This is a genomic window from Mycobacterium sp. ACS4331, assembly GCF_001667265.1.
GTDB lineage: Bacteria > Actinomycetota > Actinomycetes > Mycobacteriales > Mycobacteriaceae > Mycobacterium.
This window is the reverse complement of sequence record NZ_LZHW01000025.1, coordinates 1-25,289: the sequence shown is the minus strand read 5'-3', so window position 1 is coordinate 25,289 and position 25,289 is coordinate 1. Positions and strand designations below refer to the sequence as shown.

Sequence of the window (25,289 nt, the reverse complement as noted above, 5' to 3'; positions counted from 1 at the left end):
CGTTCTGCCCGATTCCACTCGCACTTCTTCGCCCAAACGTTCGTTTGGGCGAAGGGGTCAGAGGGCGGCGAGCTTGGCGGCGAGGCGTTCGACGTAGGCCGCAACCTCGGCCTCGGGCTTGTCGGGCAGGCCGAACAGCACCTCGGTGACCCCGAGATCGCGCCAGTGGGCCAGCTTTTCGGGATCCGGCTTGAAGTCCAGCGCCACGATCTGGGGTGCACCGTCGCGCCCGGCGCCCGCCCAGGTGTCCTGCAGCAGTTTCACGGGCTCGTCGATGTTGAAGTCGCGAGGAGTGGTGATCCAGCCGTCGGCGGACTTCGCGATCCACTTGAAGTTCTTCTCGGTGCCCGCGGCGCCGACGAGCACGGGGATGTGGGACTGCACGGGCTTGGGCCACGCCCAGGACGGGCCGAACTGCACGAATTCGCCGTCGTACTCGGCCTCCTCCTGCGTCCACAGGGCGCGCATCGCCTCGAGGTACTCCCGCAGCATGGTGCGACGCCGGCCCGGCGGCACCTTGTGGTCGGCCAGTTCATCTGTGTTCCAACCGAATCCGACGCCCAGCGACACCCGTCCGCCGGACAGGTGGTCCAGCGTGGCGATCGACTTGGCCAGCGTGATGGGGTCGTGCTCGACGGGCAGGGCCACGGCGGTGGACAACCGCACACGCGACGTGACGGCGGCCGCGGTGCCCAGCGACACCCACGGGTCGAGCGTGCGCATGTAGCGGTCGTCGGGCAGGGTCTCGTCGCCCGTGGTGGGGTGTGCGGCCTGCCGCTTGATCGGAATGTGGGTGTGCTCAGGCACGTAGAAGGTGGTGAATCCGTGGTCGTCGGCCAACTTGGCCGCTGCGGCGGGCGTGATGCCCCGGTCACTGGTGAAGAGCACAAGCCCGAAGTTCATGGACTGAATCTAGAACGTGTTCTAGTTGTTTGACCAGGGGGGTCGAGCAGGACCCACCCCTCGGCGACGTGGTCGTGCCCGCACCAGCGTCACGTCCTCGTGGTTCCGATCGCCGCGGCCGGGACGAGGGGGGATTTTTAGCCCCGGAGAATTAAATACGTGACCCGAGGGCGTGCACCGACTGTGATGGCACACCATGACGACCGAACGCATCTCCGACCACGTCAAGTTCGCCTACTGGGTGCCCAATGTCAGCGGCGGCCTGGTCACCAGCGACATCGAGCAGCGCACCGACTGGAACTACGAGTACAACAGGAAGCTCGCCCAGACCGCGGAGAACAACGGTTTCGAGTACGCCCTGAGCCAGGTCCGGTACGAGGCCAGTTACGGCGCCGAGTACCAGCATGAGTCGACGAGCTTCTCGCTGGCGCTTCTGCTGGCCACCGAACGCCTGAAGGTCATCGCCGCGGTGCACCCGGGCCTGTGGCAACCGGCTGTGCTCGCGAAGCTGGGCGCCACCGCTGATCACCTGAGCAACGGCCGATTCGCCGTCAACGTCGTCTCGGGCTGGTTCAAGGACGAGTTCACCCACCTGGGCGAACCGTGGCTCGAGCATGACGAGCGGTACCGGCGCAGCGCCGAGTTCCTGCAGGTGCTGCGCAGGATCTGGACCGAGGATGACGTGGATTTCCGCGGCGACTTCTACCGGATCCACGACTTCACCCTCAAACCCAAGCCGCTGAACACCCCCGAGCGACCCAACCCTGAGCTGTTCCAGGGCGGCAACTCGACGGCGGCCCGTCGCAACGGCGGTCATTACGCCGACTGGTACTTCTCCAACGGCAAGGACTTCGAGGGCATCACCGAGCAGGTCGTCGAGGTGCGCGACCACGCGCGCGACGCGGGCCGTGAGGTCAAGTTCGGCCTCAATGGGTTCATCATCGCCCGCGACTCGGAGAAGGAAGCGAAAGAGGTCCTCAAAGAGATCATCGCCAAGGCCAACAAACCCGCTGTCGAGGGTTTTCGCAGCGCCGTGCAGCAGGCTGGTAACTCCACCGGCGACAAGAAGGGCATGTGGGCCGACTCCTCGTTCGAGGATCTGGTGCAGTACAACGACGGATTCCGCACCGGCCTGATCGGCACTCCGGAGCAGATCGCCGAGCGCATCGCGGCCTACCGCAAGCGTGGCGTCGACCTGATTCTGGGCGGATTCCTGCATTTCCAGGAGGAGATCGAATACTTCGGCGCCAACGTGCTCCCGCTGGTGCGGGAGATCGAGGCCGCTGAGCAGGGGTCGGTCGGCGCGCCGGTTCTGGCCTCGGCCTAGCCTCGCAGGACACGCGCATTGGCGAGTGGCGCGCACCTCAACGTGCGCTAGCGTGGGTGTTCGAATCGTGATCGGTACGCCGGAGTGCCACGCTGCCCTGCGCGGGCCGGTCGCGGTCCACGGAAGCGCCGCGGGAGGCGGCGCCCGACGACACAGGAGAGGTCATGACCTACTCATCCGGCTCACCCGGCAGTTCCGGATACCCGCCCGCTCAGCCCCCCGGTTCGTACGGCGCCCCGGCGTCGGTCGGTCAGGCGGCTGACGGTGGTCCGAGCAGACTGCCGCAGTACCTGACGATCGCCGTGGTGGCCCTTGGGTTCATCGCCTACCTGGTGACCTTTGGGCCCATGTTCACCCTCAGCACCGAGATGGGCTCGTTCGTGAGCGAGATCTCGGCGACCGGCAGCGGACTGCCGGTCCTCGGTGTGCTGCTCGCGGCGCTGCTCGCCGCGGTCAGCCTGCTGCCGAAGGCCCACAACTACTACGCGGTCATCGCGGTTCTGGCCACGCTCGGCCTGCTGCTGGCGATCTCCGATCTGATCGGCAAGCCTGAGGGCTTCGCCGTCGGCTGGGCGTTCTGGGTGTTCCTCGCTGCGGCCCTGCTGCAGACCATCGCGGCGATCGGTGCTCTGCTGCTCGAGGCCGGGGTGATCACCCCGCCCGCCCCGCGGCCCAAGTACGACCAGCCGCAGTACGGCCAGTACGGCCCGCCCGGGGGCTACTACGGTCAGCAGCCCGGCGCACCGGGCCCCGGCCAGGGACAGCGTCCCGGCTACCCGTCGCAGTACGGCGGCTACCCGCAGGGTCCGTCGGCCGGCGGTTACGGCGCTCCGCAGGGCGGCGCCCAGCAGGGCCCGCCCACTCCGCCGACCGGGTACCCGAGCTTCAGCCCGCCGCCCGCGGTGGGTTCGGCCCAGCCGCCCAGCGGTGGGATCGCCCCGGGTGCTCCCACCCAGCAGGCGCCCACGCCGCCCACCGGTCCGACCACGCCTTAGTCGCACCTGTCCGCACCCGGCCCACAGGCCGGGTGCGGGCACGTCGGACGTGAATGCACGACAATCGCACGGCGGGCGCACGGCAGGCCCGTGATCTGGTCCGGGTCGCATTCGGCCCGGCGATCGTCGCGTTGGTGATCATCGCGGCGATCGTTCTGCTGCAACTCCTCATCGCCAACAGCGATATGACCGGCGCGTTCGGCGCCATCGCCAGTATGTGGCTGGGCGTGCACGGGGTGCCCATCTCCATCGGCGGTCGCGAACTCGGCGTGATGCCCCTGTTGCCGATCCTGCTCATGGTGTGGGGCACCGCGCACACCACAGCGGCCGCGGTGCCCGATCGCGGCACCGGCAGGCCGCCCTGGTTCGTCATCCGCTGGGTCGTCGCCTCAGCGCTCGGCGGACCCATGCTGATCGCGGCGATCGCCCTGGCGGTCATCCACGACGCCGCGTCGGTCCTCACCGAACTCCAGACGCCCAGTGCGTCGCATGCCTTCGCCGCGGTGCTCGGCGTCCACGCCGTCGGCGCCGCGCTGGGCGTCGGCTCCAAGGTGGGCCGGCGCGCCCTGCAGTCCGCGCCGCTGCCGGACTGGCTGCCCGACGCTGTGCGCGCGGCGACGGCGGGGGTGCTGGCGCTGTTCGGTCTGTCGGCGGCCGCCACCGCGTTGTCGCTGGTGGTGCACTGGTCGACGATGCACGAGCTGTACGGCATCACCGACTCCCTCTTCGGGCAGTTCAGCCTCACCGTGCTGGCCGTGCTCTACATCCCCAACGTCGTCGTGGGCACGGCGGCCATGGCGGTCGGGTCCTCGGCGCACGTCGGCTTCGCGACGTTCAGTTCGTTCACGGTGTTCGGCGGCGACATCCCCGCGGTGCCGATTCTCGCGGCCGCACCGACGCCGCCGCTGGGGCCGGTGTGGGTGGCGCTGCTGATCATCGGTGCCGCCTCGGGTGTCGCACTCGGCCAGCAGTGTGCCCGCCGTCCGCTGCCGCTGCTCCCCGCGATGGCCAAGGTCGCCGTGGCGGCTGCGCTGGCGGCCGGCGTGATGGCACTGCTCGGCCTGATGGGCGGGGGAGAGCTGGGCAACTTCGGCCACGTCGGGGTGGATCAGGCGACGTTCGGCCCGGCCGTGTTCCTGTGGTTCTTCGGCGTCGGCGCGCTGACCGTGGCGATGGCCGGCGGTCTGACCCGGCGACCCAAACCCCCGCCGGCGCCCGCGCCGGTGCGGGAACTCGAAGCCCGCCGGGAGCCGCCGCACGAGGAGGCGCTGTTCACCGACGACGTCGAGACCAACGCCTTCGAACCGCTGTCCGACGAGGACGACGCCGTGACCGAAGCCATCGTCATGCCGCGGCGTTCGACCGCTGTTCCCGAACCCGACGACGACCTGCCCGACGCCGAGGATCTGTGGGAGGCCGACAACGACCGACCCACCGCCCCCGAACCGCCTGAGCGCTCCGACTAAGCTTTCCGCGTGCAGCAACCGCTCCGGATCCCTCCCAGCGCACCGTCCCGGCTGGTCGTGCTGGCTTCGGGCACCGGTTCGCTGTTGGCGTCGCTACTGGAGGTCAGCAACGTCGCCGACGGCGACTACCCGGCACGCGTGGTGGCCGTCGGGGTGGACCGCGACTGCCGGGCCGCACAGATCGCCGCCGACGCCGGAATCCCGACATTCACGGTCCGACTGCGCGACCATCCGGACCGTGAGGCGTGGGACCTCGCGCTGACCGACGCCGCGCGCACGCACGAACCCGACCTGGTGGTGTCTGCGGGATTCATGAAAATTCTTGGGCCGAAATTCCTTTCGACCTTCCCGGGCCGGGTGGTCAACACCCACCCCGCGCTGCTGCCGTCCTTCCCGGGTGCGCACGCGGTGGCCGACGCGATGGCCTACGGCGTGCGGGTGACGGGGACGACGGTGCACCTGGTGGACAGCGGTGTCGACACCGGACCGATCCTGGCGCAGGAGGCGGTCGACGTGCGCGACGACGACACAGAAGAGACTCTGCACGAACGCATCAAGGTCGTCGAACGGCGACTGCTGGTGGACGTGCTCGCCGCGATGGCAACGCGCGGTGTGATCTGGAACGGACGAAAGGCAACCTTCGGATGAGCGAACGTAAACCGATCCGGCGCGCGTTGATCAGTGTGTACGACAAGACCGGCCTGGCCGAGTTGGCCCGTGGTCTGCACGAGGCCGGCGTGGCGATCGTGTCCACCGGTTCCACCGCGAAAAAGATTGCCGAACAGGGCATTCCGGTGACTCCGGTGGAGGAGGTGACGGGCTTCCCCGAGGTGCTCGACGGCCGAGTCAAGACCCTGCACCCCAAGGTGCACGCCGGTCTGCTGGCTGACCTGCGCAAGCCCGAGCACGCCGCGGCCCTCGAGGAGTTGGGCGTCGAGGCCTTCGAACTCGTCGTCGTCAACCTCTACCCGTTCAGCGAGACCGTCGCCTCGGGGGCGGCCCCGGACGAGTGCGTCGAGCAGATCGACATCGGCGGACCCTCGATGGTGCGCGCCGCTGCCAAGAACCATCCCAGCGTCGCCGTGGTCGTCGACCCCCTCGGCTACGACGGCGTGCTGGCCGCCGTGCGGTCCGGCGGGTTCACGCTGGCCGAGCGGAAGATCCTGGCCTCGTTGGCGTTCCGTCACACCGCCGAGTACGACGTGGCCGTGGCGACATGGATGGGTTCGACGCTTGCTCCGGAGGAGCCTGCCCAGAAGCTGCCCCAATGGTTCGGCGGCACGTATCGCCGCACCGCGGTGCTGCGCTACGGCGAGAACCCGCATCAGCAGGCCGCCCTGTACCGCGATGACACCGCGTGGCCGGGCTTGGCGCAGGCCGAGCAGCTGCACGGAAAAGAGATGTCCTACAACAACTTCACCGACTCGGATGCGGCCTGGCGGGCGGCGTTCGACCACGAGGAGATCTGCGTCGCGATCATCAAGCACGCCAACCCGTGCGGTATCGCGATCTCGTCGGTGTCGGTGGCCGACGCGCACCGCAAGGCCCACGAGTGTGACCCGCTGAGCGCATTCGGTGGTGTGATCGCCACCAACTCGACCGTCTCCGTCGAGATGGCCGAGACCGTGGCGGACATCTTCACCGAGGTGATCATCGCCCCGGCCTATGAGGACGGCGCCGTGGAGATCCTGGCGCGCAAGAAGAACATCCGGATTCTGGTGGCCTCGGAGCCGCAACTCGGGGGCACCGAGTTCCGGCAGGTCAGCGGCGGTCTGCTGGTGCAGACCCGGGACGAGTTCGACGCCGAGGGGGACGACCCGGCCAACTGGACGCTGGCCACCGGTGAGCCGGCGGACGCGGCCACGCTGGCCGATCTCAAGTTCGCCTGGCGTGCCGGACGCGCGGTGAAGTCCAACGCGATCGTGGTGGCCAAGGACGGCGCGACGGTGGGCGTCGGCATGGGACAGGTCAACCGTGTCGACGCGGCGCGGCTGGCGGTCGAGCGCGCCGGTGACCGCACCCAGGGCGCGGTGGCGGCCTCGGACGCGTTCTTCCCGTTCCCCGACGGCCTGGAGGTGCTGACCGCGGCGGGCGTCAAGGCCGTGGTGCACCCCGGTGGATCGATGCGTGACGAACTGGTGACCGAGGCCGCGGCCAAGGCCGGCATCACGCTGTACCTCACCGGCGCCCGGCACTTCGCGCACTGACATGGCGGAATACCAGGACGCACCCCTGCCCAAGTTCGGCGACTACTCGACACTGGGCATCGCACCCGCCGGCGAGATCGTGATGATCGCGGGCCAGTTGGGTGCCGACGCCAACGGCGAGTTCCCGCCAGACGGCGCCGAGCAGACGAGGCTGACGTTCGCCAACATCGGGACTGCTCTGGCGGCCGCCGGACTGGGCTTCGAGCACGTGGTCGGGTTCCGCACCTACGTGGTCGGCCGTGAGTCGATTCCGGAGTTCGTGGCGGGGCGCAGGCTCGTCTACCCGGAGCTCTATCCGTCCGGCGTCTATCCGCCGAACACCCTGCTGATCGTCAGCGGCTTGGTGTCGGAGGCGGCCAAAGTCGAGATCGAGGCGCTCGCGGTCCGTCCAGCGGCGAACCCGTAAGCCCTATTCCCGCGTCCGCATAACGCGCAATTGCGGGGGAGCACATGACCACCCCGCCGACCCGTCGTAGCGTGGAGTGGTGACTTCACCCAAGGATCAGCCTCGTACCGTCGGTGAGCTGCGCGCTTCCGGTCACGAGGAGAAGAGCGTCAAGCAGGAACTCCGCGACAATCTGCTGGCGGCGCTTGCCGATGGAACCGACGTCTGGCCGGGGATCTTCGGCTTCGAGGACACCGTGTTGCCGCAGGTCGAACGCGCGCTGATCGCCGGTCACGACTTCGTGCTGCTCGGTGAGCGCGGTCAGGGCAAGACACGTCTGCTGCGCTCGCTGGTGGGTCTGCTCGACGAGTGGACCCCGGTGATCGCAGGTTCGGAGCTCGGCGAGCATCCCTACAGTCCGATCACGCCCGAATCGATCCGCCGGGTGGCCGAGTCGGGCGACGATCTGCCCATCGAGTGGCGGCATCGCAGTGAGCGGTACACCGAGAAGCTGGCCACCCCCGACACCAACACCACCGACCTCGTCGGCGACATCGACCCGATCAAGGTCGCCGAGGGACGCAGCCTCGGGGACCCCGAGACCATCGCCTACGGCCTGATCCCGCGGGCGCACCGTGGCATCGTCGCGGTCAACGAGCTGCCCGACCTCGCCGAGCGCATCCAGGTGTCGATGCTCAACGTCATGGAGGAGCGCGACATCCAGGTGCGCGGCTACACGCTGCGCCTGCCCCTGGACGTCCTGGTGGTGGCCAGCGCCAACCCCGAGGACTACACCAACCGCGGCCGGATCATCACGCCGCTCAAGGACCGGTTCGGGGCCGAGATTCGGACCCACTACCCGCTGGAACTGGACGCCGAGGTCGGCGTCATCAGCCAGGAGGCGCACCTGTCGGCCGAGGTGCCGGAGTACCTGCTGCAGATCATCGCCCGATTCGCGCGTCTGCTGCGCGAGTCCAATTCGGTGGACCAGCGCTCCGGTGTGTCGGCGCGGTTCGCGATCGCGGCCGCCGAGACCGTCGCCGCGTCGGCCCGGCATCGTGGCGCGATCCTGGGCGAGCAGGACCCGGTGGCACGCGTCGTCGACCTCAGCACCATCATCGACGTGCTGCGCGGCAAGTTGGAGTTCGAATCGGGGGAGGAGGGCCGCGAACAGGCGGTGCTCGAGCACCTTCTGCGTCGTGCCACCGCGGACACCGCGTCGCGGGTGCTCGGCGGGTTGGATGTGGGCCCCCTGGTGGCGGCCATCGAGGCGGGCTCGCCGGTGACCACGGGTGAGCGGGTCAGCGCCAAGGACGTGCTGGCTGCGCTGCCGGACCTGCCCGTGCTCGACCAGATCGCGCAGCGCCTGGGCGCGGAGTCCGACGGGCAGCGCGCGTCGGCGACCGAGCTGGCGCTCGAGGCCCTGTATCTGGCCAAGCGCATCGACAAGGTGTCCGGTGAAGGCGAAACGGTCTATGGCTGAACGCACCTCGAGATATTCGAGATACACCGGCGGGCCCGACCCGCTGGCGCCCCCGGTCGATCTGCGCGAGGCGTTGGAGCAGATCGGGCAGGACGTCATGGAGGGCTCCTCGCCGCGCCGTGCCCTTCAGGAGATGCTGCGTCGCGGCACCCAGAACATGAAGGGTGCGGACAAGCTGGCCGCCGAGGCCAACCGCCGGCGTCGAGAACTGCTGCAGCGCAACAACCTCGACGGCACGCTGCAGGAGATCAAGAAGCTGCTCGACGAGGCCGTGCTGGCCGAGCGCAAGGAGCTGGCACGCGCGCTCGACGACGACGCGCGGTTCGGCGAACTGCAGTTGGAGTCGCTGTCGCCGTCGCCGGCCAAGGCCGTGCAGGAACTGTCGGAGTACGACTGGCGGTCGCAGGAGGCTCGGCAGAAGTACGAGCAGATCAAGGACCTGATGGGTCGCGAGATGCTCGACCAGCGGTTCGCCGGGATGAAGCAGGCCCTGGAGAACGCCACCGATGAGGACCGTCAGCGCGTCAACGACATGCTCGACGACCTCAACGATCTGCTGGACAAGCACGCTGCCGGAAAGGACACGCAGCAGGACTTCCAGGACTTCATGGACAAGCACGGCGAGTTCTTCCCGGAGAACCCGAAGAACATCGACGAGCTTCTGGATTCCCTGGCGCAGCGGGCCGCGGCGGCCCAGCGGTTCCGCAACAGCCTCTCCGAGCAGCAGCGCGCCGAGCTGGATGCGTTGGCGCAACAGGCTTTCGGGTCGCCGTCGCTGATGAACGCGTTGAATCGGCTGGACTCGCATCTGCAGGCCGCGCGTCCCGGTGAGGACTGGGACGGCTCGCAGCGGTTCTCGGGCGACGATCCGCTCGGGATGGGTGAGGGTGCTCAGGCGCTGGCCGACATCGCCGAACTCGAGCAGTTGGCCGAGCAGTTGTCGCAGTCCTATGCCGGGGCGTCGATGGATGACGTCGACCTCGACATGCTGGCCCGTCAGCTCGGGGACGAGGCCGCGGTCAACGCCCGCACCCTGGCCGACCTGGAGCGCGCGCTGATGAACCAGGGTTTCCTGGATCGTGGCTCCGACGGCCAGTGGCGGCTGTCTCCGAAGGCCATGCGTCAGCTCGGTCAGGCCGCGCTTCGTGATGTGGCACAACAGCTTTCCGGCCGGCACGGGGAACGCCAGACGCGGCGGGCCGGTGCCGCGGGGGAGTTGACCGGCGCGACGCGGCCGTGGGCGTTCGGCGACACCGAACCGTGGAACGTCACCCGCACGCTGACCAATGCCGTGCTCCGCACGGCGGGGACCAATGCGGGACCGATCCGCGAGGCCGGGACCGGGGAGGACGGCCAGCCCATCCGGATCACGGTCGAGGACGTCGAGGTGTCCGAGACCGAGACGCGGACCCAGGCCGCCGTCGCGCTGTTGGTGGACACGTCGTTCTCGATGGTGATGGAGAACCGGTGGCTGCCGATGAAGCGCACGGCCCTGGCGCTCAACCATCTGGTGAGCACCCGCTTCCGTTCGGATGACCTGCAGATCATCGCGTTCGGCCGCTACGCCCGGACCGTGACGGCGGCCGAGCTGACCGGCCTGGAGGGCGTCTACGAGCAGGGCACCAACCTGCACCACGCGCTGGCGCTGGCGACCCGGCATCTGCGCCGGCATCCCAATGCGCAGCCCGTCGTGCTGATCGTCACCGACGGTGAGCCCACCGCGCACCTGGAGGATTACGGCGGTGACGGGGGTACGGCGGTCTTCTTCGACTATCCGCCGCATCCGCGCACCATCGGGTTGACCGTCAAGGGGTTCGACGAGATCGCCCGGCTGGGCGCGCAGGTCACCATCTTCCGGTTGGGCAGTGATCCCGGCCTGGCGCGGTTCATCGACCAGGTGGCGCGCAGAGTCGAGGGGCGGGTGGTCGAGCCTGATCTCGACGGGTTGGGCGCCGCGGTGGTGGGCGACTACCTCAAGGCGCGGCGACGGCGTTAGCGCGATGGCGGGGGCCAACCGCCCACGTTCTGTGCGGAATTGCAGCCAATTCGGCTCATTTGCCTGCGGTTCCGCACAAAACGGTGGTGGGTCTCTGACGGCACTTCACTGTCGAAGTCCAGTAGTCGACTACTCACGCCATGCGGACCAGGCGCTCCTAGCGTGCCTCTACAGCGGGCCATCGGGTCGCGCACAGAGGGGAGGGGTCTGCCGTGGTCACAACAGGGGAGCAGTCAGTGATACGGGCGCGCGTGGCCTTTGGGGCGCTGCTGCTGGCGGGGGCGACGTTGGCCGTTGGGCCAGTCGGCACCGCGGTCGCCGCGCCCACCGTCGACATTGTCGCCAGTCCGTCGTCCAGCGGGGAGGATGCGAACTCCGTGGACTCTTCGCCCGGACAGTTGCGGGCCGTCCTGGTCTCTCCGCGCCTGCGGCCACAGAGGTTGAGCGATGACGACACTGTGCGGTTGCAGCAGGTTCTCGACCGTCACAACAAGGCGCTGAGCACGGTGTCCAACATCCTCAAGAAGCAGTCCGCCTCGTTGAGTCGGATCCTGGGCAATATGAAGTAGCCGGCGTCGGCGGACGCCGAGTTTTGTGCGGAATTGCAGCCAATTCGGCTGATTTGCCTGCGATTTCGCACATTTTAGGGAGCTTGGGGGTGGTTGCGGCCCACCCCCGCGGGCATCCCCCAAAGAGACGCAGCCAAGAAGCCCTTGACAACATACAACCAATCGGTTGTATGTTAGTGGCGTGACCGTGATCGACGAGAGCCGGGCCGACGCCCTGTTCCACGCCCTGGCCGACCGAACCCGGCGGGACATCCTGCGCCGCGTGCTGGCCGGCGAGCACTCGATCTCCGAACTCGCGGTCAAGTACGACGTGAGCTTCGCCGCGGTGCAGAAACACGTCGCCGTCCTGGAGAAGTCCGGGCTGGTCATCAAGCGGCGGCGTGGCCGCGAGCAGTTGGCCAGCGGCGACGTGGCGGCGGTGCGGTCGGTGGCCGCCCTGCTCACCGAGCTTGAGCAGGTGTGGCGTGGCCGCATCGCCCGCATCGACGACCTGATCGCAGCCGACAACAACGAGAACAAGGAGAACTGAGCCATGCCCGTGACCGACGTTCAGCACGATCTCGACAGCCTGACTTTGACCATCACGGCCGAGTTCGCCGCTCCCGTGCAACGCATCTGGCAGGTGTACGCGGACCCGCGTCAGCTCGAGAAGGTCTGGGGCCCACCGAGTCATCCGGCGACGTTCGTCGACCATGACCTCACCCCCGGCGGCAGGGTCACCTACTTCATGACCGGACCCGACGGCGAGAAGTACGCCGGCTACTGGCAGGTCACGGCCGTCGACGAGCCCACGAGTTTCTCGTTCCTCGACGGCTTCGCCGACGCGGACTTCAACCCGAACCCTGACCTGCCGGTGTCGGAGAACAACTACACCTTCACCGAGTACGACGGCGGCACCCGCGCGCGGTATGTGAGCACCTACGCGTCCGCCGAAGCGCTCCAGCAGGTGCTCGACATGGGCGTCGTCGAAGGGGCCTCGTCGGCCATCAACCAGATCGACGACCTGCTTGCATGAATCGGTGATCGTGCGACGGTGACTGCCCTTATGGTGTTCCCATGCTGAGTTCTGGTGGACGCCAAGCGTATCCGTGGCAGCTCCTGCTGGCGGTCGGCGCCGTCGCGACGATGCTCGTCGGGTGCGGGTCGAGTCCGGCCCCGCAGCAGGAGTCGTCGGTGACCGAATCCGCCGTCGACGCAGTGGCGGACGCGGACACCGACGATGACGACGATGACGACAACGGCAGCATGGTGCCGGAATACGAGGACGCCACCACGGACGAGTCCCAAAACGGCAGGGCACTGATGGAGAAGTTGAACCTGCTCGAGGATCTGTCCGACACCGTCAACGGAAACCTCAAGCTGCCCTTCGATGTTCCGCTGAAGGGTTCGCAGTGCGATGAGCCCAACGACTATTGGAACCACGTCGACAAGGAGATGGTGCTCTGCTACGAGGATGTCGATGAGAGTCTGCGAATCTTCGGTGAGGCAGGCGATCCCGATCCCGAGGCCACCGCACGCCGCGTCGCGGTCGCGTCGTTCTTCCACGAACTGGGGCACATGGCCATCGATCTGTACGACCTCCCGGCCACCGGCCGTGAAGAGGACGTTGCGGATCAGATGGCGGCGTTCTGGTTGTTGACGCCCGACATCAACGGGTACGTCGACCCCGATCTGGTGCAGGCCGCCAAGGATCAGGCCCGCGAGTACCGGATCTACGCCCAGACGTGGGGGACGCCGGAGGACGGCGACTACGCCGACGTGCACAGCCTCAACCAGGCCCGGATGTACAACTTCGAATGCTGGATCTACGGTTCGGATCCCGAGGCCAACCAGGACATCATCGACAGCGGTCTGCTGCCGCAGGCCCGCGCCGAGACGTGTGAGGACGAGTACGAGCGACTGGTCAAGGCGTGGGGGACGCTGCTCGCAGACCACATGAAGCAGTGAGCGTCGCCGCTCAGAAGTACTTGTAGAACCCCTCGCCCGAGGCCAGGCCGAGCTTGCCCTTGTCGATGTAGTTCCTCTTGAGCCACGCGGCCATCTGCTGCGCCTCCTCGTCGCCGTGGGACATGATGTTGTACGGCGTGCGCATGCCGATGACGTCGTAGATCTGGAACGGCCCGACGGGTGCCCCGGTGCCGATGCGCCACGTGTTGTCGACGTCGCCCGGTTCGGCGTAGCCACCGGCGACCAGTTCGAGCGCGGCCCGCAGGAACGGCACCAGCAGCGTGTTGAGCACGTACCCCGCCTTCTCCTTGTGGAGTTCGATGGGCACCATGCCGATGGCGGAGGCGAATTCGACGACGGCCTCGTACACCGCGGGATCGGTGTCGGCGGTGCCCATGACCTCGGCGATGTTCGAACTCCAGATCCGGTTCGCAAAGTGCAGCGCCAGGAAGCGATCCGGGCGGCCGGTGGACTCCTTCAGGTCGCTCGGCAGCATCGTGGAGGAGTTGGTCGCAAAGATCGTGTGCTGCGGCGCCAGCGTGGCCAGCGCCGAGTAGGTCTCCCGCTTGACGTCCAGGAGCTCGGGGACGGCCTCGATGATCAGATCCGCGTCGGCGGCGCGGCCCAGGTCGGTCGTCAGGGTCAGCCGATCCAGCGCGGCCTGCGTGGTCTCGTCGTCGGCGCCGGGCACCTCGTTGAGGTAGGTCGCGGCCAGATGGTCGAACCGCTTCCGCGCTGCCTGCAGCGCCTCGTCGTCGATGTCGTAGGCGGTGACGGGAAAGCCTTTGTATGCGCTCTGATACGCGATCTGGGAACCGAGCACTCCGGCGCCGAGGACGGTGACCGTGCGTAGTGAGATGGGCATGCTGCTCCGTTTCGCGGCGGCGACGAGGACAGATTCAGCGTAGTGCGGTCAATGTCGTTCACTCAGCTAACAATATGGTTGTTTTCTGGAGGGTTCCGTAGTGGGCGACGGCAAGGGTGCATGACGGGGCGGGGCCGGCGCCGACGTCAAGAGTCCCCACAGGCGGGAGTGCATGAGTGCAATCGCAGGTGATGGGCCTGTTTTTCGCGATGCCGACGGCCGTCGCGGGGCTTTTCCGCGTAAACAATGCGCGGCACAATCACGCGCAATTCGTCACAAACGCGGGTCGCGGAATCGGTTGCTGATCGGCAAACCACCCCTTAGGATCCTCTCAGCAACTTCTAGGTTTGCGCCTAGGAGTGTCAACGAGATTCAACAACCTGATCGGGGAGACCGTCCACATGGCATTGAAGCCCATTCTCACCTCCGGCGTTGCCCTTGCGGGTGCCGCCGCGATCATCGCGGCGACGCCGGAGATCATGCCCGCGCCCACCGTTGAGGTCGCCGCGGCGCAGAGCGTGCCCACCCCGACCAAGATCTCGACGGCGAAGTACGAGCTCACCGCGCTGTCGCTGCGCAACGCACTCAACGCACTGTTCGAGGGCTACAACGGTGACGATTCGGTCGGTGAGGCGCTGGGGTATGACGACGTTGAGCCCTACGGCGTGGATGTGGACGGTTGGGACGACATCCTCGAAGATGACCCGGACACGGCCTACGACGAGTCCGCCGACAACTGGGATCCCCGCGTCGGCTTCGGCGTCGAGGCGCTGCTCTACTACCTGATCGATGAGGGCCTGGCGAGCCTGGGCGTCAACTTCCAGCTTGACGACTACCTGTTCTCGGCCGGCCAGACCGCGCTGTTCTACAAGATCGCCACCGACCTCGGCCTCGACGGTCTGCTGGCGTTCATCAGCAACCCGCTGAGCGCGCTGCCGCCAGAGGTGGGCGATCTCCTGACGGATCCGGTCGGTCTGGTGGAGGGCACACCGCTGGAGCCGATCCTGCGGATCTTCCACGATCCGATCAACGCCGATCCGACGGGCATTCTGGCGCTGGTCGCGGCCCTGCCGACCATCATCGGGGAAACCCCGATCCTGGACGTCTTCAAGGATCCGACCGAGTTCCTGGGTCCGGAGCTGACGCAGGTGCTCACCCACCCGTTGGGGACCCTCGTCGCCATCATCGGCGCGCTCATCCCGAACGACGAAGACTTGGTTGAGTCGGAAGCTGTGTCCGTCCAGCGCACGGCCGCGGTCGAGGACGAGGGCATCGCCGACGAGGGCACCACCGAGGAAGAGGGCGCGGCTGCCCCCGAGGAGCAGAAGCCCAGCCCGTTCGCAGCCATCAAGCTGCCCACCCCGATCGAGTTCCGCGACCACCTGACAGAGAAGGCCAAGGACGCCCTGGGCGCCATCACGCCGCCGGCCCCGGCAGCAGAGAAGGTCGAAGAAGGCACCGACGAGAAGACCGAAGCCGCACCCGAAACCAAGCCGGGCCTTCCGAGCCTCAGCGAGACCATCAGTGACGCCAAGGCCAAGGCGAAGGAAGCCAAGGCTCAGCGCGCGGAGAAGCGTGCGGAGCGCAAGGAGAACGTCCGCGCTGCACTCGGCCTGAAGCCCCGCACGGGCGGCGCAGATGCGGGTGCCACGGTCGGCGGCGGTGACGACAACGGTGGCGGCGGTGGCACCACCGGCGGCGGCACCGAAGGCGGCGGCGAGAGCTGACCCCCTGAAGAGATCCAAGCCCGTTGGCCCCTCCCGAATCGGGTGGGGCCAACGGCGTTTTGGGGTCGGCACGCGCCCCCAACCTCGTTCCGGTGTTCTCCACGCTGTCGTCATTCTGGAGTGGGCAACGCGGCGAGCCCACGAAGTCGTTCACATCAGCGAACTTGTACCGCGCTTTGTGTCTCGCCTTGTGCCCACGCCTCCCACCCCGCCCTGCAGCGTGGTGTCCCGCCCCTGCGGCAACGCCGCGCATAAACGCGACGCCCACATCGCATACCGCCTGATCAGCGCGTTTTCGGTCAGCGGGACTCCGGTGCGGCGGTGGCCGAGGGAGTCCGTCGAGACGTCACGAGCCGGTCGAAAATCTGTGAAAACGCGTGTTTCAGTTGCCCATCGGCAAACGACCGCTTAGGGTCCTCTCAGCAAGTTCTCGGTCTTTGACTAGGAACACACTTGTCCATCGATGACCCATGATTGGGGGACCTCCTCAGATGGCGATGAAGACCATCGTCACGTCCGGCGTCGCGCTCGTGAGTGCTGCTGCGATCATCGCGGCCACTCCCGAGGTTCTGCGTCCGCCGACCGTGGAGGTGGCCGCAGTGCAGGAGGGGGTCACACCCTCGGAGAGCTCGCCGGGCTCGCTCGACGTGACCGCACTGTCGATGCTCGGTGCGCTCAATGCGTTCTTCAAGGGTTACAACGGTGCCGATTCGCTCAACGGCCCCCTGGTGCCCAAGGACGTCGACCGCTACCTCGCGGGCGGCGCCGGAGGCAGGGACGGAGTCGTGGGCGACGACCCAGCGACAGCCAGGAACGAGTCGGTTGACGACTGGAACCCCTGGACCGGAGTGGGTACCCCCTCGCTGCTCTACTACTTCGTCGATGAGGGCATCGCCAGCCAGGGCATCCGCTTCGACTACGACGACATCCTGTTCTCCGCCGGTCCGCGGGCGCTGCTCGCCAAGATCGTCGACGATCTCGGTCTGTCGGAGTTGGTGGACTTCGTGGTCGAACCGGTCGTCGCGCTGGCCGGTGTCGTCGGGATCAACCTGAGGGATCTCGATCCGACGTCCTGGGTCAAGGGCGGTCTACGCGACGGGTTGAAGCGAGCGACGGAGACCCTTGCCGACATCTTGAACATCGACGCCTACCTGCCGCCAGCGGTGGTCGCCGTCCTCAGGGACCCGGTGGGTGCGCTGATCCGCGTCATCCAGGCACTGGTCCCCAGCCAGCGGCCGACGGCCTCGGCGAGCGCGCGGCTGCAGGTCCCAAGCGGAGAAACCGGCGACGACGCCACCACTCCATCAGCCGTCGAAAAGGGCACGGCCAGCGCGACCGCTGAGCGTGACCTGGATCCGAAGACGGCACCCGCGGCCGAGGGGGGATCGCCGCAGGGCGGGGAGAGCCCCGTCGCGGCTCCGTCCAAGGTCGACGCCCGCGTACCCAGCGTGATCGCCGACCAGGTGAAGGCCATCCGTGACGGCCTCAAGGACGCCAAGGCCAAGGCAGAGCAGGCCCGCGCGGAGTACATCGCCGCGCGCACCGAGGCGATCACCGAACGCACTCTGGAACGTCTGGACCGGGTCCGCGCCCGGTTCGGAGGGAAGCCCAAGCCTGTGTCCGAAAGCGGCGACCGCGCCGACTCGGGTTCCCCGGAGACGGGCGAACCGGGCGAATGATGCTGCAGGTCAACTGAAAAGTGCGTTGGCCCTCCCCGGGAGCGGGAAGGGCCAACGGCCTTTTCACGTTGAGTGCGGGTGCCTAGGCGACGTCCTCCACCCGGGCGGCGCGACGCTTCTTACGCTTGATCCCGACGTTGCCCCAGAACGCGAATCCCGAGATCCGCACGCACGGTGCGCCGGGCGCGCCGTCGCCGGTGATGTTGTGCTCGAAGCCACCCATCACGCCCAGTCCGCCCACCTCGACGTTGACCTCGGGCGGAAGCAGGATCGTCTGCCCGCCCATGATCGAGTACGCGTGGATGTTGACCGTCGGTGAGGTGAAGTCCGCGTAGCGGAGGTCGACGACCCCGCTGCCCCAGAACGTGAACGTCGTCAGCTTCTGCGGCACGTTCCAGCGGCCGCGCCGTTGGAAGCCACTCAGGATCGCCAGCAGCACGGTCGAGGGCGCCGGTTTGCATGCGCCGCGGCGGATGTTGGCGATGCTGGGGAGATCGGCGGACAGGCGATCGAGTTCGCCGTACGTCTCGGCGGCGTAGGCCTGTGTCAGGCGGCTCTCGTACTCAGCAAGATTCAACTGACCCTGTGCTGCGGCATCGGTCAGCAGCTGGGCAGTCTGAATCCGGTCGGTGTCGGCGGCTCGCAATGATGAGTCCCGCTGCGCTGAATCGCTCATCGGTGACGAGCCTACGACGCACGTTGTCAACCGCAAAGTGGGGATATCTAATCGTGGCCATCATTTGCCGATTCGGCCCATTTCGGTGGCCGCTTCTGCAAAAAAGCGAGCATCCCCTCCTGTGCTTCGGAGGAGACGAACAGTTTTGCGGAATCTTCGCTGAGGCGCTGGGCGTCCCGATCGAAGCCGCGCAGAATTGACGCTGTGGTCAGGGATTTTGTCGCGGCGAGTCCCTGTGGGGAGCCCTTGCTGAGAGCGTCGACGATCGTCGCGACCTCGGCGTCGAGATCGGTGGCCGCCACGGTCACCAACCCGATCTCCTGTGCCTTCGCCGCGGTGAACGTCTCGCCGGTGAGGAAATAGCGATCTGCGGCACGTGGGCTCAGTTTCGGGAGCAGCGTCATAGAGATGATCGCGGGAGCCACCCCGATGCGCGCCTCGGTGAGCGCGAACGTGCTCTTGGGCCCCGCGATGACGATGTCGCACGCGCCGATCAGGCCCATGCCCCCGGCCCGCACGTGGCCGTCGATCACACCGATCACCGGCAGGGGGCATTCGACGAGAGCGCGCAGCAGGTCCGCCATCTCCGTGGCGCGCGCGGCCGCCAACTCGTACGGGTCACCCCCGGCCGCAGCACTGAGGTCCGCGCCCGCGCAGAAGGTGCCGCCGGTGTGCCCGAGCACCACCATCCGGACGTCGGCATCGGACACCGCGTCGCGCAGGCCCTGATGCAGCGCGCCGACGAGTGCCGGCGAGAGCGCGTTGCGGTTCTGCGGCGAGTTGAGAGTCAGGTGCGCGGCCCGGTCCGCCACCCGGTAGTCGACGGGGGAGTCCATCAGTACGACCTGGGCAGCCCGAGCGAGGTCTGGGCCACGAAGTTGAGGATCATCTCGCGGCTGACCGGGGCGATGCGGGCCAGGCGTGACGCCGTCAGCGCCGACGCGATGCCGTACTCCTTGGTCAGCCCGTTGCCGCCGAGGCTCTGCACCGCCTGGTCGACCGCGCGCACCGAAGCCTCACCGGCGGCGTACTTGGCCATGTTGGCGGCCTCGGCCGCACCGAAGTCGTCGCCCGAGTCGTACAGCGTCGCGGCCTTCTGCATCATCAGCTTCGCCAGTTCGATCTCGATGTGATTCTGCGCCAAGGGATGTGAAATGCCCTGATGGGCCCCGATCGGCGTCTTCCAGACCTGCCGGGTCTTGACGTACTCGGTGGCCTTGCCGATCGCGAACCGGCCCATGCCCACCGCGGAGGCCGCACCCATGATGCGTTCGGGGTTCAGCCCCGCGAAAAGCTGCGCGATCGCGGCGTCCTCGGACCCCACGAGGGCGTCGGCGGGCAGTCGGACCTCGTCGAGGAACACCTGGAACTGGAACTCGGGGCTGACGATCTCCATCGGAATCTTGGTGTAGCTCAGTCCGGGAGTGTCGGTGGGCACCACGAACAGCGCCGGCTTCAGGTTGCCGGTCTTGGCCTCCTCGGTGCGTCCCACCACCAGCACGGCCTGGGCCTGGTCCACTCCGGAGATGTAGACCTTCTGGCCGGACAGGATCCAGTCGCTGCCGTCGCGGCGGGCCGTGGTGGTGATCCTGTGCGAGTTGGACCCCGCATCGGGTTCGGTGATGGCGAACGCCATGGTGATCGACCCATCGGCGATGCCGGGCAGCCAGCGTCGCTTCTGCTCCTCGGTCCCGAACTTGGCGATGATGGTGCCGTTGATGGCCGGCGAGACCACCATCATCAGCAGGGCCGAACCGGCGGCGGCCATCTCCTCCATCACGAGGCTCAACTCGTACATGCCCGCACCGCCGCCGCCGTACTCCTCGGGCAGGTTGACGCCGATGAAGCCGAGTTTCCCGGCCTCGGTCCACAGTTCGGTCGTGTGCTCGCCGGCGCGGGCCTTCTCCAGGTAGTAGTCCTGGCCGTAGTCGGCGGCGAACGCGGACACCGCCTGCCGCAGTGCGCGCCGTTCGTCGCTCTCGATGAATCCCGTGTCGGTCATTGTTCGTCTTCTCCTGAATCGACGCGCGCCAGGACGGCGCCCACCTCGACCTGTTGGCCTTCGGTGACGTTGAGTTCGGCGAGCACCCCGGCACTGGGTGCGGTCAGGGTGTGCTCCATCTTCATCGCCTCGAGCCACACCAGGGGCTGACCGGCCGTCACGGTCTCGCCCGCACTGGCGCCCAGCCGGATCACCACGCCGGGCATCGGCGCCACCAGCGACCCGGCCGCGATGGTCGATCCGGGTTCGACGAACCGTGGCACGGCGGTGAGCTCGACGCTCCCGCGCGACGAGTCGACGTACACCGACTCCCCGTACCGGGCCACGGTGAAGGCCGTCTCGGCGCCACCCTCGTCGAGCACGACGCCCTCCGGGGCCACCGACACGACGCGGATTCCGTCGTCGTCGGGCAGCACGACGCCGGTGCGGGTGAAGCGGTACCGCACAACGTGTTCGGTGTCTCCGGTCCGGAAGGTCTTGGACTGATACGCCGAGACGACGTTGCGCCATCCACTGGGCACTCCGGCGAACACCCGTGCGGCTGCGCGGTTGTGCGCGGCCTCGGCCAGTGCCGCCGCGATCGCGCAGGCGCGCACCGACGCGTCGTCGGCCAGCGGCGCGGCCAGGGCGGCCAGACCGTGGGTGTCGAAGAAGGCGGTGTCGGTCTCGCCGTCGAGGAAGGCCGGATGCCGCAGCACGTTGACCAGCAGGTCACGGTTGGTGCGGACTCCGTGCAGCCGGGTTCGGGCCAGCGCGTCGGCCAGCATGGCGGCGGCCTGCGCGCGCGTCGGCGCGCACGAGATGACCTTGGCCAGCATCGGGTCGTAGTGGATGGACACCGTGGACCCGGTCGCGATGCCGGCGTCCAACCGGATCTCGGGCCGCCCCGAACTCTCGAAACTCCCTCGCGCCGTGGGCACCTCGAAGTGGTGGACGGCTCCGGCCTGCGGCTGCCAGTCCCTGGCGGGGTCCTCGGCGTACAGGCGGGCCTCGATCGAGGCGCCGCGCGGCGCGGGCGGCTGCGGGTCCAGAGCCTGACCGTCGGCGACGGCGAGTTGCAGTTCCACCAGGTCCAGTCCGGTGGTGGCCTCGGTGACCGGGTGCTCGACCTGCAGGCGGGTGTTCATCTCCAGGAAGAAGAACTCGCCGGCGTCGTCGGCCAGGAACTCGACCGTGCCCGCCCCGGTGTACCCGATGGCGTGTGCCGCCGACTGGGCGGCCTGAAACAGCCTGTCCCGCATGCCGCTGTGGCGTTCCACCAGTGGGGAGGGGGCCTCCTCGATGATCTTCTGGTGCCGCCGCTGAATCGAGCACTCGCGTTCGCCGACGGCCCACACGGTCCCGTGTGCGTCGGCCATGATCTGCACCTCGACGTGGTGGCCGGTCGGCAGGTACCGCTCGCAGAACACCGTGTCGTCGCCGAACGCCGACTTGGCCTCGCGGCGCGCGGCCTCCACCTCGCCGGTCAGGGCGGCGACCTCGGTGACGACGCGCATGCCGCGGCCGCCGCCGCCCGCCGACGCCTTGACCAGCACGGGCAGCTGGTCGTCGGTCACGGTGGCCGGATCCAACTGCTCGAGCACCGGCACGCCCGCGGCGGCCATCATCTTCTTCGACTCGATCTTGGACCCCATGGCCCGCACCGCCTCGACAGGCGGGCCGATCCAGGTCAGGCCCACCACCTCGACCGCGGTGGCGAATTCGGGGTTCTCGGAGAGGAACCCGTACCCGGGATGGATCGCGTCGGCGCCGGCGGCCTTGGCCGCGGACAGGATCGCGTCGATGTCCAGATAGCCGGGCACCCGCACGCGGGTGTCGGCCTCAGCGACGTGCGGCGAACCGGAATCGGGATCGGTGTAGACCGCGACGGTCCCGATCCCGAGACGACGGCAGGTGGCGAAGACCCGGCGGGCGATCTCACCGCGGTTGGCGACCAGGACCTTGGAGATCATCGGCGCGCTCACATCCGGAAGACGCCGAAGTTCGACGTCCCCTCGATCGGGCCATTGGCGATGGCGGACAGACACATTCCCAACACGGTGCGGGTGTCGCGGGGGTCGATCACCCCGTCGTCGTACAGCCGGCCGGACAGGAACGCCGGCAGCGACTCGGCCTCGATCTGCGCCTCGACGGCCGCGCGCAGGGCGGCGTCGGCGTCCTCGTCGACGGTCTGACCGCGGGCCTGCGCGGCGGCCCTGCTGACGATCGAGAGCACCCCGGCCAACTGCGTACCGCCCATCACGGCGGACTTGGCCGACGGCCAGGCGAACAGGAATCGGGGGTCGTAGGCGCGCCCGCACATCCCGTAGTGCCCCGCGCCGTACGACGCGCCGATCAGCAGGCTGATGTGCGGCACCGTCGAGTTGGACACCGCGTTGATCATCATCGAGCCGTGCTTGATCATTCCGCCCGCCTCGTAGTCCTTGCCCACCATGTAGCCGGTGGTGTTGTGCAGGAACAGGAGTGGAGTGTTGGAGCGGTTGGCCAACTGGATGAACTGTGTCGCCTTCTGGGACTCCTCGCTGAACAGCACCCCCCGCGCGTTGGCCAGAATGCCCAGCGGATACCCGTGCAGCCGGGCCCAACCGGTCACCAGCGAACCGCCGTAGAGGGGTTTGAACTCGTCGAAGTCGGAGTCGTCGACGATGCGGGCGATCACCTCCCGCGGGTCGAACGGGATCTTCAGGTCCGGGGGCACGATGCCGATCAGTTCCTCGGCGTCGAAACGTGGTTCCGTGAACGGCGCGGGCGCGGGGCCCTGCTTGGTCCAGTTCAGCCGGACCACAATGCGCCGCGCGATCCGCATCGCGTCGAGTTCGTCCACCGCGAGGTGGTCACCCAGTCCCGAAGTGCGCGCGTGCATCTCGGCGCCGCCGAGCGACTCGTCGTCGGACTCCTCCCCGGTGGCCATCTTCACCAGCGGCGGGCCCGCCAGGAACACCTTGGAGCGCTCCTTGATCATCACGACGTGGTCCGACATGCCCGGTATGTAGGCGCCACCGGCGGTGGAGTTGCCGAACACCACCGCGATGGTCGGGATGCCGGCGGCCGACAGCCGGGTCAGGTCCCGGAACAGCTGGCCGCCGGGGATGAAGATCTCCTTCTGGGTGGGGAGATCCGCGCCGCCGGACTCCACCAGCGAGATCACCGGAAGGCGGTTCTCCAGCGCAATCCTGTTCGCGCGCAGGGTCTTGCGCAGCGTCCACGGATTGCTGGTGCCGCCCTTCACCGTCGGGTCGTTGGCGACGATCATGCATTCGACACCCTCGACCGCGCCGATGCCGGTGACCACGCTGGCGCCCACCTGGAACTCGCTGCCGTAGGCCGCCAGCGGGCACAGCTCCAGGAACGGCGAGTCCGGGTCGATGAGTGCCTCGATGCGCTCGCGCGCGGTGAGCTTGTCGCGTTCCCGGTGGCGGGCCACGTACTTCTCGCCGCCACCGGCGATGGCCTTGGCGAACTCGGCGTCGAGTTCACCGAGTTTGCGCAGGAGTTCGTCGGCGGCCTCGCGGAAGGCCGGCGAGTCCGGATCGAGTGCTGAGCGGAGTACCGTCACGCTTGATATCCAAGCGTTTTGGCGGCGAGCGCGGTGAGGATTTCGGTGGTTCCGCCGCCGATGCCCAGGATGCGCATGTCGCGGTACTGGCGTTCGACCTCGGATTCGGTCATGTAGCCCATGCCGCCGAACAACTGCACGGCCTGGTGCGCCACCCATTCGCCGGCCTGCACCGCGGTGTTCTTGGCGAAGCACACCTCGGCGATCAGGTTGGTCTCACCGGCCAGCTGCCGTTCGACGACGTGACGGGAGTAGACCCGCGCCCCGTCGATGCGCCGCGCCATCTCGGCCAGGGTGTTCTGCACCGACTGCCGTGAGATCAGCGGACGGCCGAAGGTCTCCCGGTCGCGGCACCACTGCGCGGTCAGATCCAGGCAGCGCTGCGCGCTCGAATAGGCTTGGGCGGCAAGGCCGATGCGTTCGGACACAAAGGCCGCTGCGATCTGCAGAAAGCCCGAGTTCTCCGGCCCGACGAGGTTCTCCGCGGGCACAGCCGCGTCGGTGTAGGACAGTTCGGCGGTGTCGCTGGAGCGCCAGCCCATCTTGTCGAGCCTGCGGGTCACCTCGAACCCCGGCGTGCCCTTCTCCACCACCAGCAGCGACACACCCCCGGCGCCCGGCCCGCCCGTACGCACCGCGGTCACGACATAGTCGGCGCGAACCCCGGAGGTGATGTAGGTCTTGGCGCCGTTGACGATGTAGTGGTCACCGTCGCGCACGGCGCGTGTGGTCAGATGGCCGACGTCCGACCCGCCGCCGGGTTCGGTGATCGCGAGGGCGCCGATCTTCTCCCCGCCCAGGGTGGGCCGCACGAACTCCTCGATGAGGCGCTCATCGCCGGAGGCCACCATGTGCGGGACCGCAATGCCGCACGTGAACAGCGATGCGAAAACCCCGCCCGGAGCGCCGGATTCGTGCAACTCCTCGGCGATCACGACGGCGTCGGCACCGTCACCGCCCCCGCCGCCGGCCGACTCCGGGAACTGCGCGCCGAGCAGCCCGGCCTCGGCGGCGCGGCGATGCAGATCGCGGGGAAGTTCGCCGGCGCGTTCCCAGTCGTCGACATGCGGCAGGATCTCGCGCTGGGCGAAGTCGCGCACGGTCTTGCGCAACTGCTGGCGCTCGGGGGTGGTCCAGATGTTCACGGCAGCAGCCTCTCCGGGATGTCCACGTGGCGGGCGCGCAGCCATTCACCCAGGCCCTTGGCCTGCGGGTCGAAGCGGGCCTGATAGGCGACGCCCTGTCCGAGGAGCCCCTCGACGACGAAGTTCACCGCGCGCAGGTTGGGCAGCAGATGTCTGGTGATCTTGAGGCTCGCGGTCTCGGGCAGCAGTGTCCGCACCCGGTCGACGGTCAGGAAATGGGCGAGCCACCGCCACTGCTCATCGGTGCGCACCCAGAGTCCGACGTTGGCGTCACCGCCCTTGTCGCCGCTGCGTGCACCCACGATGGTGCCCAGGGGGACACGGCGGGTGGGTCCGGTCTCCAGGGCGGGCGGCAGGGCGG

23 protein-coding genes are annotated in these 25,289 nt (G+C 68.1%); 14 read left to right on the top strand and 9 right to left on the bottom strand.

What is annotated here, in order from left to right; translation table 11 throughout:
• Window positions 1-57: 57 nt before the first annotated feature.
• On the bottom strand, window positions 58-903 hold the full coding sequence (locus A5727_RS06840; RefSeq protein ID WP_068246607.1) for an LLM class F420-dependent oxidoreductase: 846 nt from the start codon (window positions 901-903) through the stop codon (window positions 58-60).
• Window positions 904-1,099: 196 nt separating this feature from the next.
• On the opposite strand from A5727_RS06840, the gene sfnG reads away from it, so the two are divergent.
• From sfnG to A5727_RS06780, 12 genes are all read left to right on the top strand, one after another.
• A complete protein-coding gene (sfnG, locus tag A5727_RS06835; RefSeq protein WP_068246604.1) occupies window positions 1,100-2,230 on the top strand; it encodes a dimethylsulfone monooxygenase SfnG in 1,131 nt (376 codons plus the stop codon).
• Between the two features lie 164 nt (window positions 2,231-2,394).
• Window positions 2,395-3,225 carry a DUF5336 domain-containing protein gene (locus A5727_RS06830; protein WP_068246601.1) on the top strand — a complete coding sequence of 277 codons (831 nt, stop codon included), beginning with the start codon at window positions 2,395-2,397 and terminating at the stop codon, window positions 3,223-3,225.
• Window positions 3,226-3,278: 53 nt separating this feature from the next.
• The gene (locus tag A5727_RS06825) at window positions 3,279-4,691 is read left to right on the top strand and encodes a cell division protein PerM (RefSeq protein WP_068246599.1); all 1,413 of its coding nucleotides are present in this window, start codon (window positions 3,279-3,281) and stop codon (window positions 4,689-4,691) included.
• Window positions 4,692-4,700: 9 nt separating this feature from the next.
• Window positions 4,701-5,339 carry a phosphoribosylglycinamide formyltransferase gene (gene purN / locus A5727_RS06820; RefSeq protein ID WP_068246596.1) on the top strand — a complete coding sequence of 213 codons (639 nt, stop codon included), beginning with the start codon at window positions 4,701-4,703 and terminating at the stop codon, window positions 5,337-5,339.
• Window positions 5,336-6,898: a bifunctional phosphoribosylaminoimidazolecarboxamide formyltransferase/IMP cyclohydrolase gene (gene purH, locus A5727_RS06815; RefSeq protein ID WP_068246593.1), complete on the top strand. Its 1,563-nt coding sequence runs from the start codon at window positions 5,336-5,338 to the stop codon at window positions 6,896-6,898. The genes purN and purH overlap by 4 nt, the downstream gene beginning before the upstream one ends.
• Before the next feature lies 1 nt (window position 6,899).
• Complete coding sequence (locus A5727_RS06810; RefSeq protein ID WP_068246590.1) at window positions 6,900-7,304, top strand: RidA family protein; 405 nt, start codon at window positions 6,900-6,902, stop codon at window positions 7,302-7,304.
• A gap of 79 nt (window positions 7,305-7,383) precedes the next feature.
• Window positions 7,384-8,766, top strand: coding sequence for a sigma 54-interacting transcriptional regulator (locus tag A5727_RS06805; RefSeq protein ID WP_068246633.1), 1,383 nt, complete (start codon window positions 7,384-7,386; stop codon window positions 8,764-8,766).
• The gene (locus A5727_RS06800) at window positions 8,759-10,762 is read left to right on the top strand and encodes a vWA domain-containing protein (protein WP_068246587.1); all 2,004 of its coding nucleotides are present in this window, start codon (window positions 8,759-8,761) and stop codon (window positions 10,760-10,762) included. The genes A5727_RS06805 and A5727_RS06800 overlap by 8 nt, the downstream gene beginning before the upstream one ends.
• A 236-nt stretch (window positions 10,763-10,998) precedes the next feature.
• Window positions 10,999-11,331, top strand: a complete 333-nt coding sequence (locus A5727_RS06795) for a hypothetical protein (protein WP_157521259.1) — start codon at window positions 10,999-11,001, stop codon at window positions 11,329-11,331.
• Window positions 11,332-11,512: 181 nt separating this feature from the next.
• Window positions 11,513-11,860: an ArsR/SmtB family transcription factor gene (locus A5727_RS06790; protein ID WP_068246583.1), complete on the top strand. Its 348-nt coding sequence runs from the start codon at window positions 11,513-11,515 to the stop codon at window positions 11,858-11,860.
• Window positions 11,861-11,863: 3 nt separating this feature from the next.
• Window positions 11,864-12,346: an SRPBCC family protein gene (locus A5727_RS06785; protein WP_068246580.1), complete on the top strand. Its 483-nt coding sequence runs from the start codon at window positions 11,864-11,866 to the stop codon at window positions 12,344-12,346.
• 41 nt (window positions 12,347-12,387) lie between these two features.
• Window positions 12,388-13,278, top strand: a complete 891-nt coding sequence (locus A5727_RS06780; RefSeq protein ID WP_068246577.1) for a DUF4344 domain-containing metallopeptidase — start codon at window positions 12,388-12,390, stop codon at window positions 13,276-13,278.
• A gap of 10 nt (window positions 13,279-13,288) precedes the next feature.
• Here A5727_RS06780 and A5727_RS06775 read toward each other — a convergent pair whose 3' ends face one another.
• Window positions 13,289-14,143 carry a 3-hydroxyacyl-CoA dehydrogenase gene (locus tag A5727_RS06775; protein ID WP_068246574.1) on the bottom strand — a complete coding sequence of 285 codons (855 nt, stop codon included), beginning with the start codon at window positions 14,141-14,143 and terminating at the stop codon, window positions 13,289-13,291.
• A gap of 401 nt (window positions 14,144-14,544) precedes the next feature.
• Here A5727_RS06775 and A5727_RS06770 point away from each other — a divergent pair, with 401 nt between their 5' ends.
• Window positions 14,545-15,870: a hypothetical protein gene (locus A5727_RS06770; RefSeq protein WP_157521258.1), complete on the top strand. Its 1,326-nt coding sequence runs from the start codon at window positions 14,545-14,547 to the stop codon at window positions 15,868-15,870.
• A 491-nt stretch (window positions 15,871-16,361) separates the two neighbouring features.
• On the top strand, window positions 16,362-17,549 hold the full coding sequence (locus A5727_RS06765) for a hypothetical protein (RefSeq protein WP_068246568.1): 1,188 nt from the start codon (window positions 16,362-16,364) through the stop codon (window positions 17,547-17,549).
• 82 nt (window positions 17,550-17,631) lie between these two features.
• On the opposite strand, the gene A5727_RS06760 is transcribed toward A5727_RS06765, so the two are convergent.
• The 7 genes from A5727_RS06760 to A5727_RS06730 form a co-directional block, all read right to left on the bottom strand.
• Window positions 17,632-18,225, bottom strand: coding sequence for a DUF1707 SHOCT-like domain-containing protein (locus tag A5727_RS06760; protein WP_068246565.1), 594 nt, complete (start codon window positions 18,223-18,225; stop codon window positions 17,632-17,634).
• Between the two features lie 47 nt (window positions 18,226-18,272).
• On the bottom strand, window positions 18,273-19,061 hold the full coding sequence (locus A5727_RS06755) for an enoyl-CoA hydratase family protein (RefSeq protein ID WP_068246563.1): 789 nt from the start codon (window positions 19,059-19,061) through the stop codon (window positions 18,273-18,275).
• Window positions 19,061-20,227: an acyl-CoA dehydrogenase family protein gene (locus A5727_RS06750; RefSeq protein WP_068246562.1), complete on the bottom strand. Its 1,167-nt coding sequence runs from the start codon at window positions 20,225-20,227 to the stop codon at window positions 19,061-19,063. Before A5727_RS06750 ends, A5727_RS06755 begins: the two co-directional genes overlap by 1 nt.
• Window positions 20,224-22,179 (bottom strand): acetyl/propionyl/methylcrotonyl-CoA carboxylase subunit alpha, encoded by a 1,956-nt coding sequence (locus A5727_RS06745; protein ID WP_068246630.1) that lies wholly within the window; start codon window positions 22,177-22,179, stop codon window positions 20,224-20,226. Before A5727_RS06745 ends, A5727_RS06750 begins: the two co-directional genes overlap by 4 nt.
• Before the next feature lie 8 nt (window positions 22,180-22,187).
• Window positions 22,188-23,783: an acyl-CoA carboxylase subunit beta gene (locus tag A5727_RS06740; protein ID WP_068246559.1), complete on the bottom strand. Its 1,596-nt coding sequence runs from the start codon at window positions 23,781-23,783 to the stop codon at window positions 22,188-22,190.
• Entirely contained in the window at window positions 23,780-24,928 is a 1,149-nt protein-coding gene (locus tag A5727_RS06735) for an acyl-CoA dehydrogenase family protein (RefSeq protein ID WP_068246556.1), read from the bottom strand. Before A5727_RS06735 ends, A5727_RS06740 begins: the two co-directional genes overlap by 4 nt.
• A partial coding sequence (locus tag A5727_RS06730) for an AtuA-related protein (protein ID WP_502687661.1) occupies window positions 24,925-25,289 on the bottom strand: 365 nt, incomplete at its 5' end. The genes A5727_RS06730 and A5727_RS06735, both read right to left, overlap by 4 nt.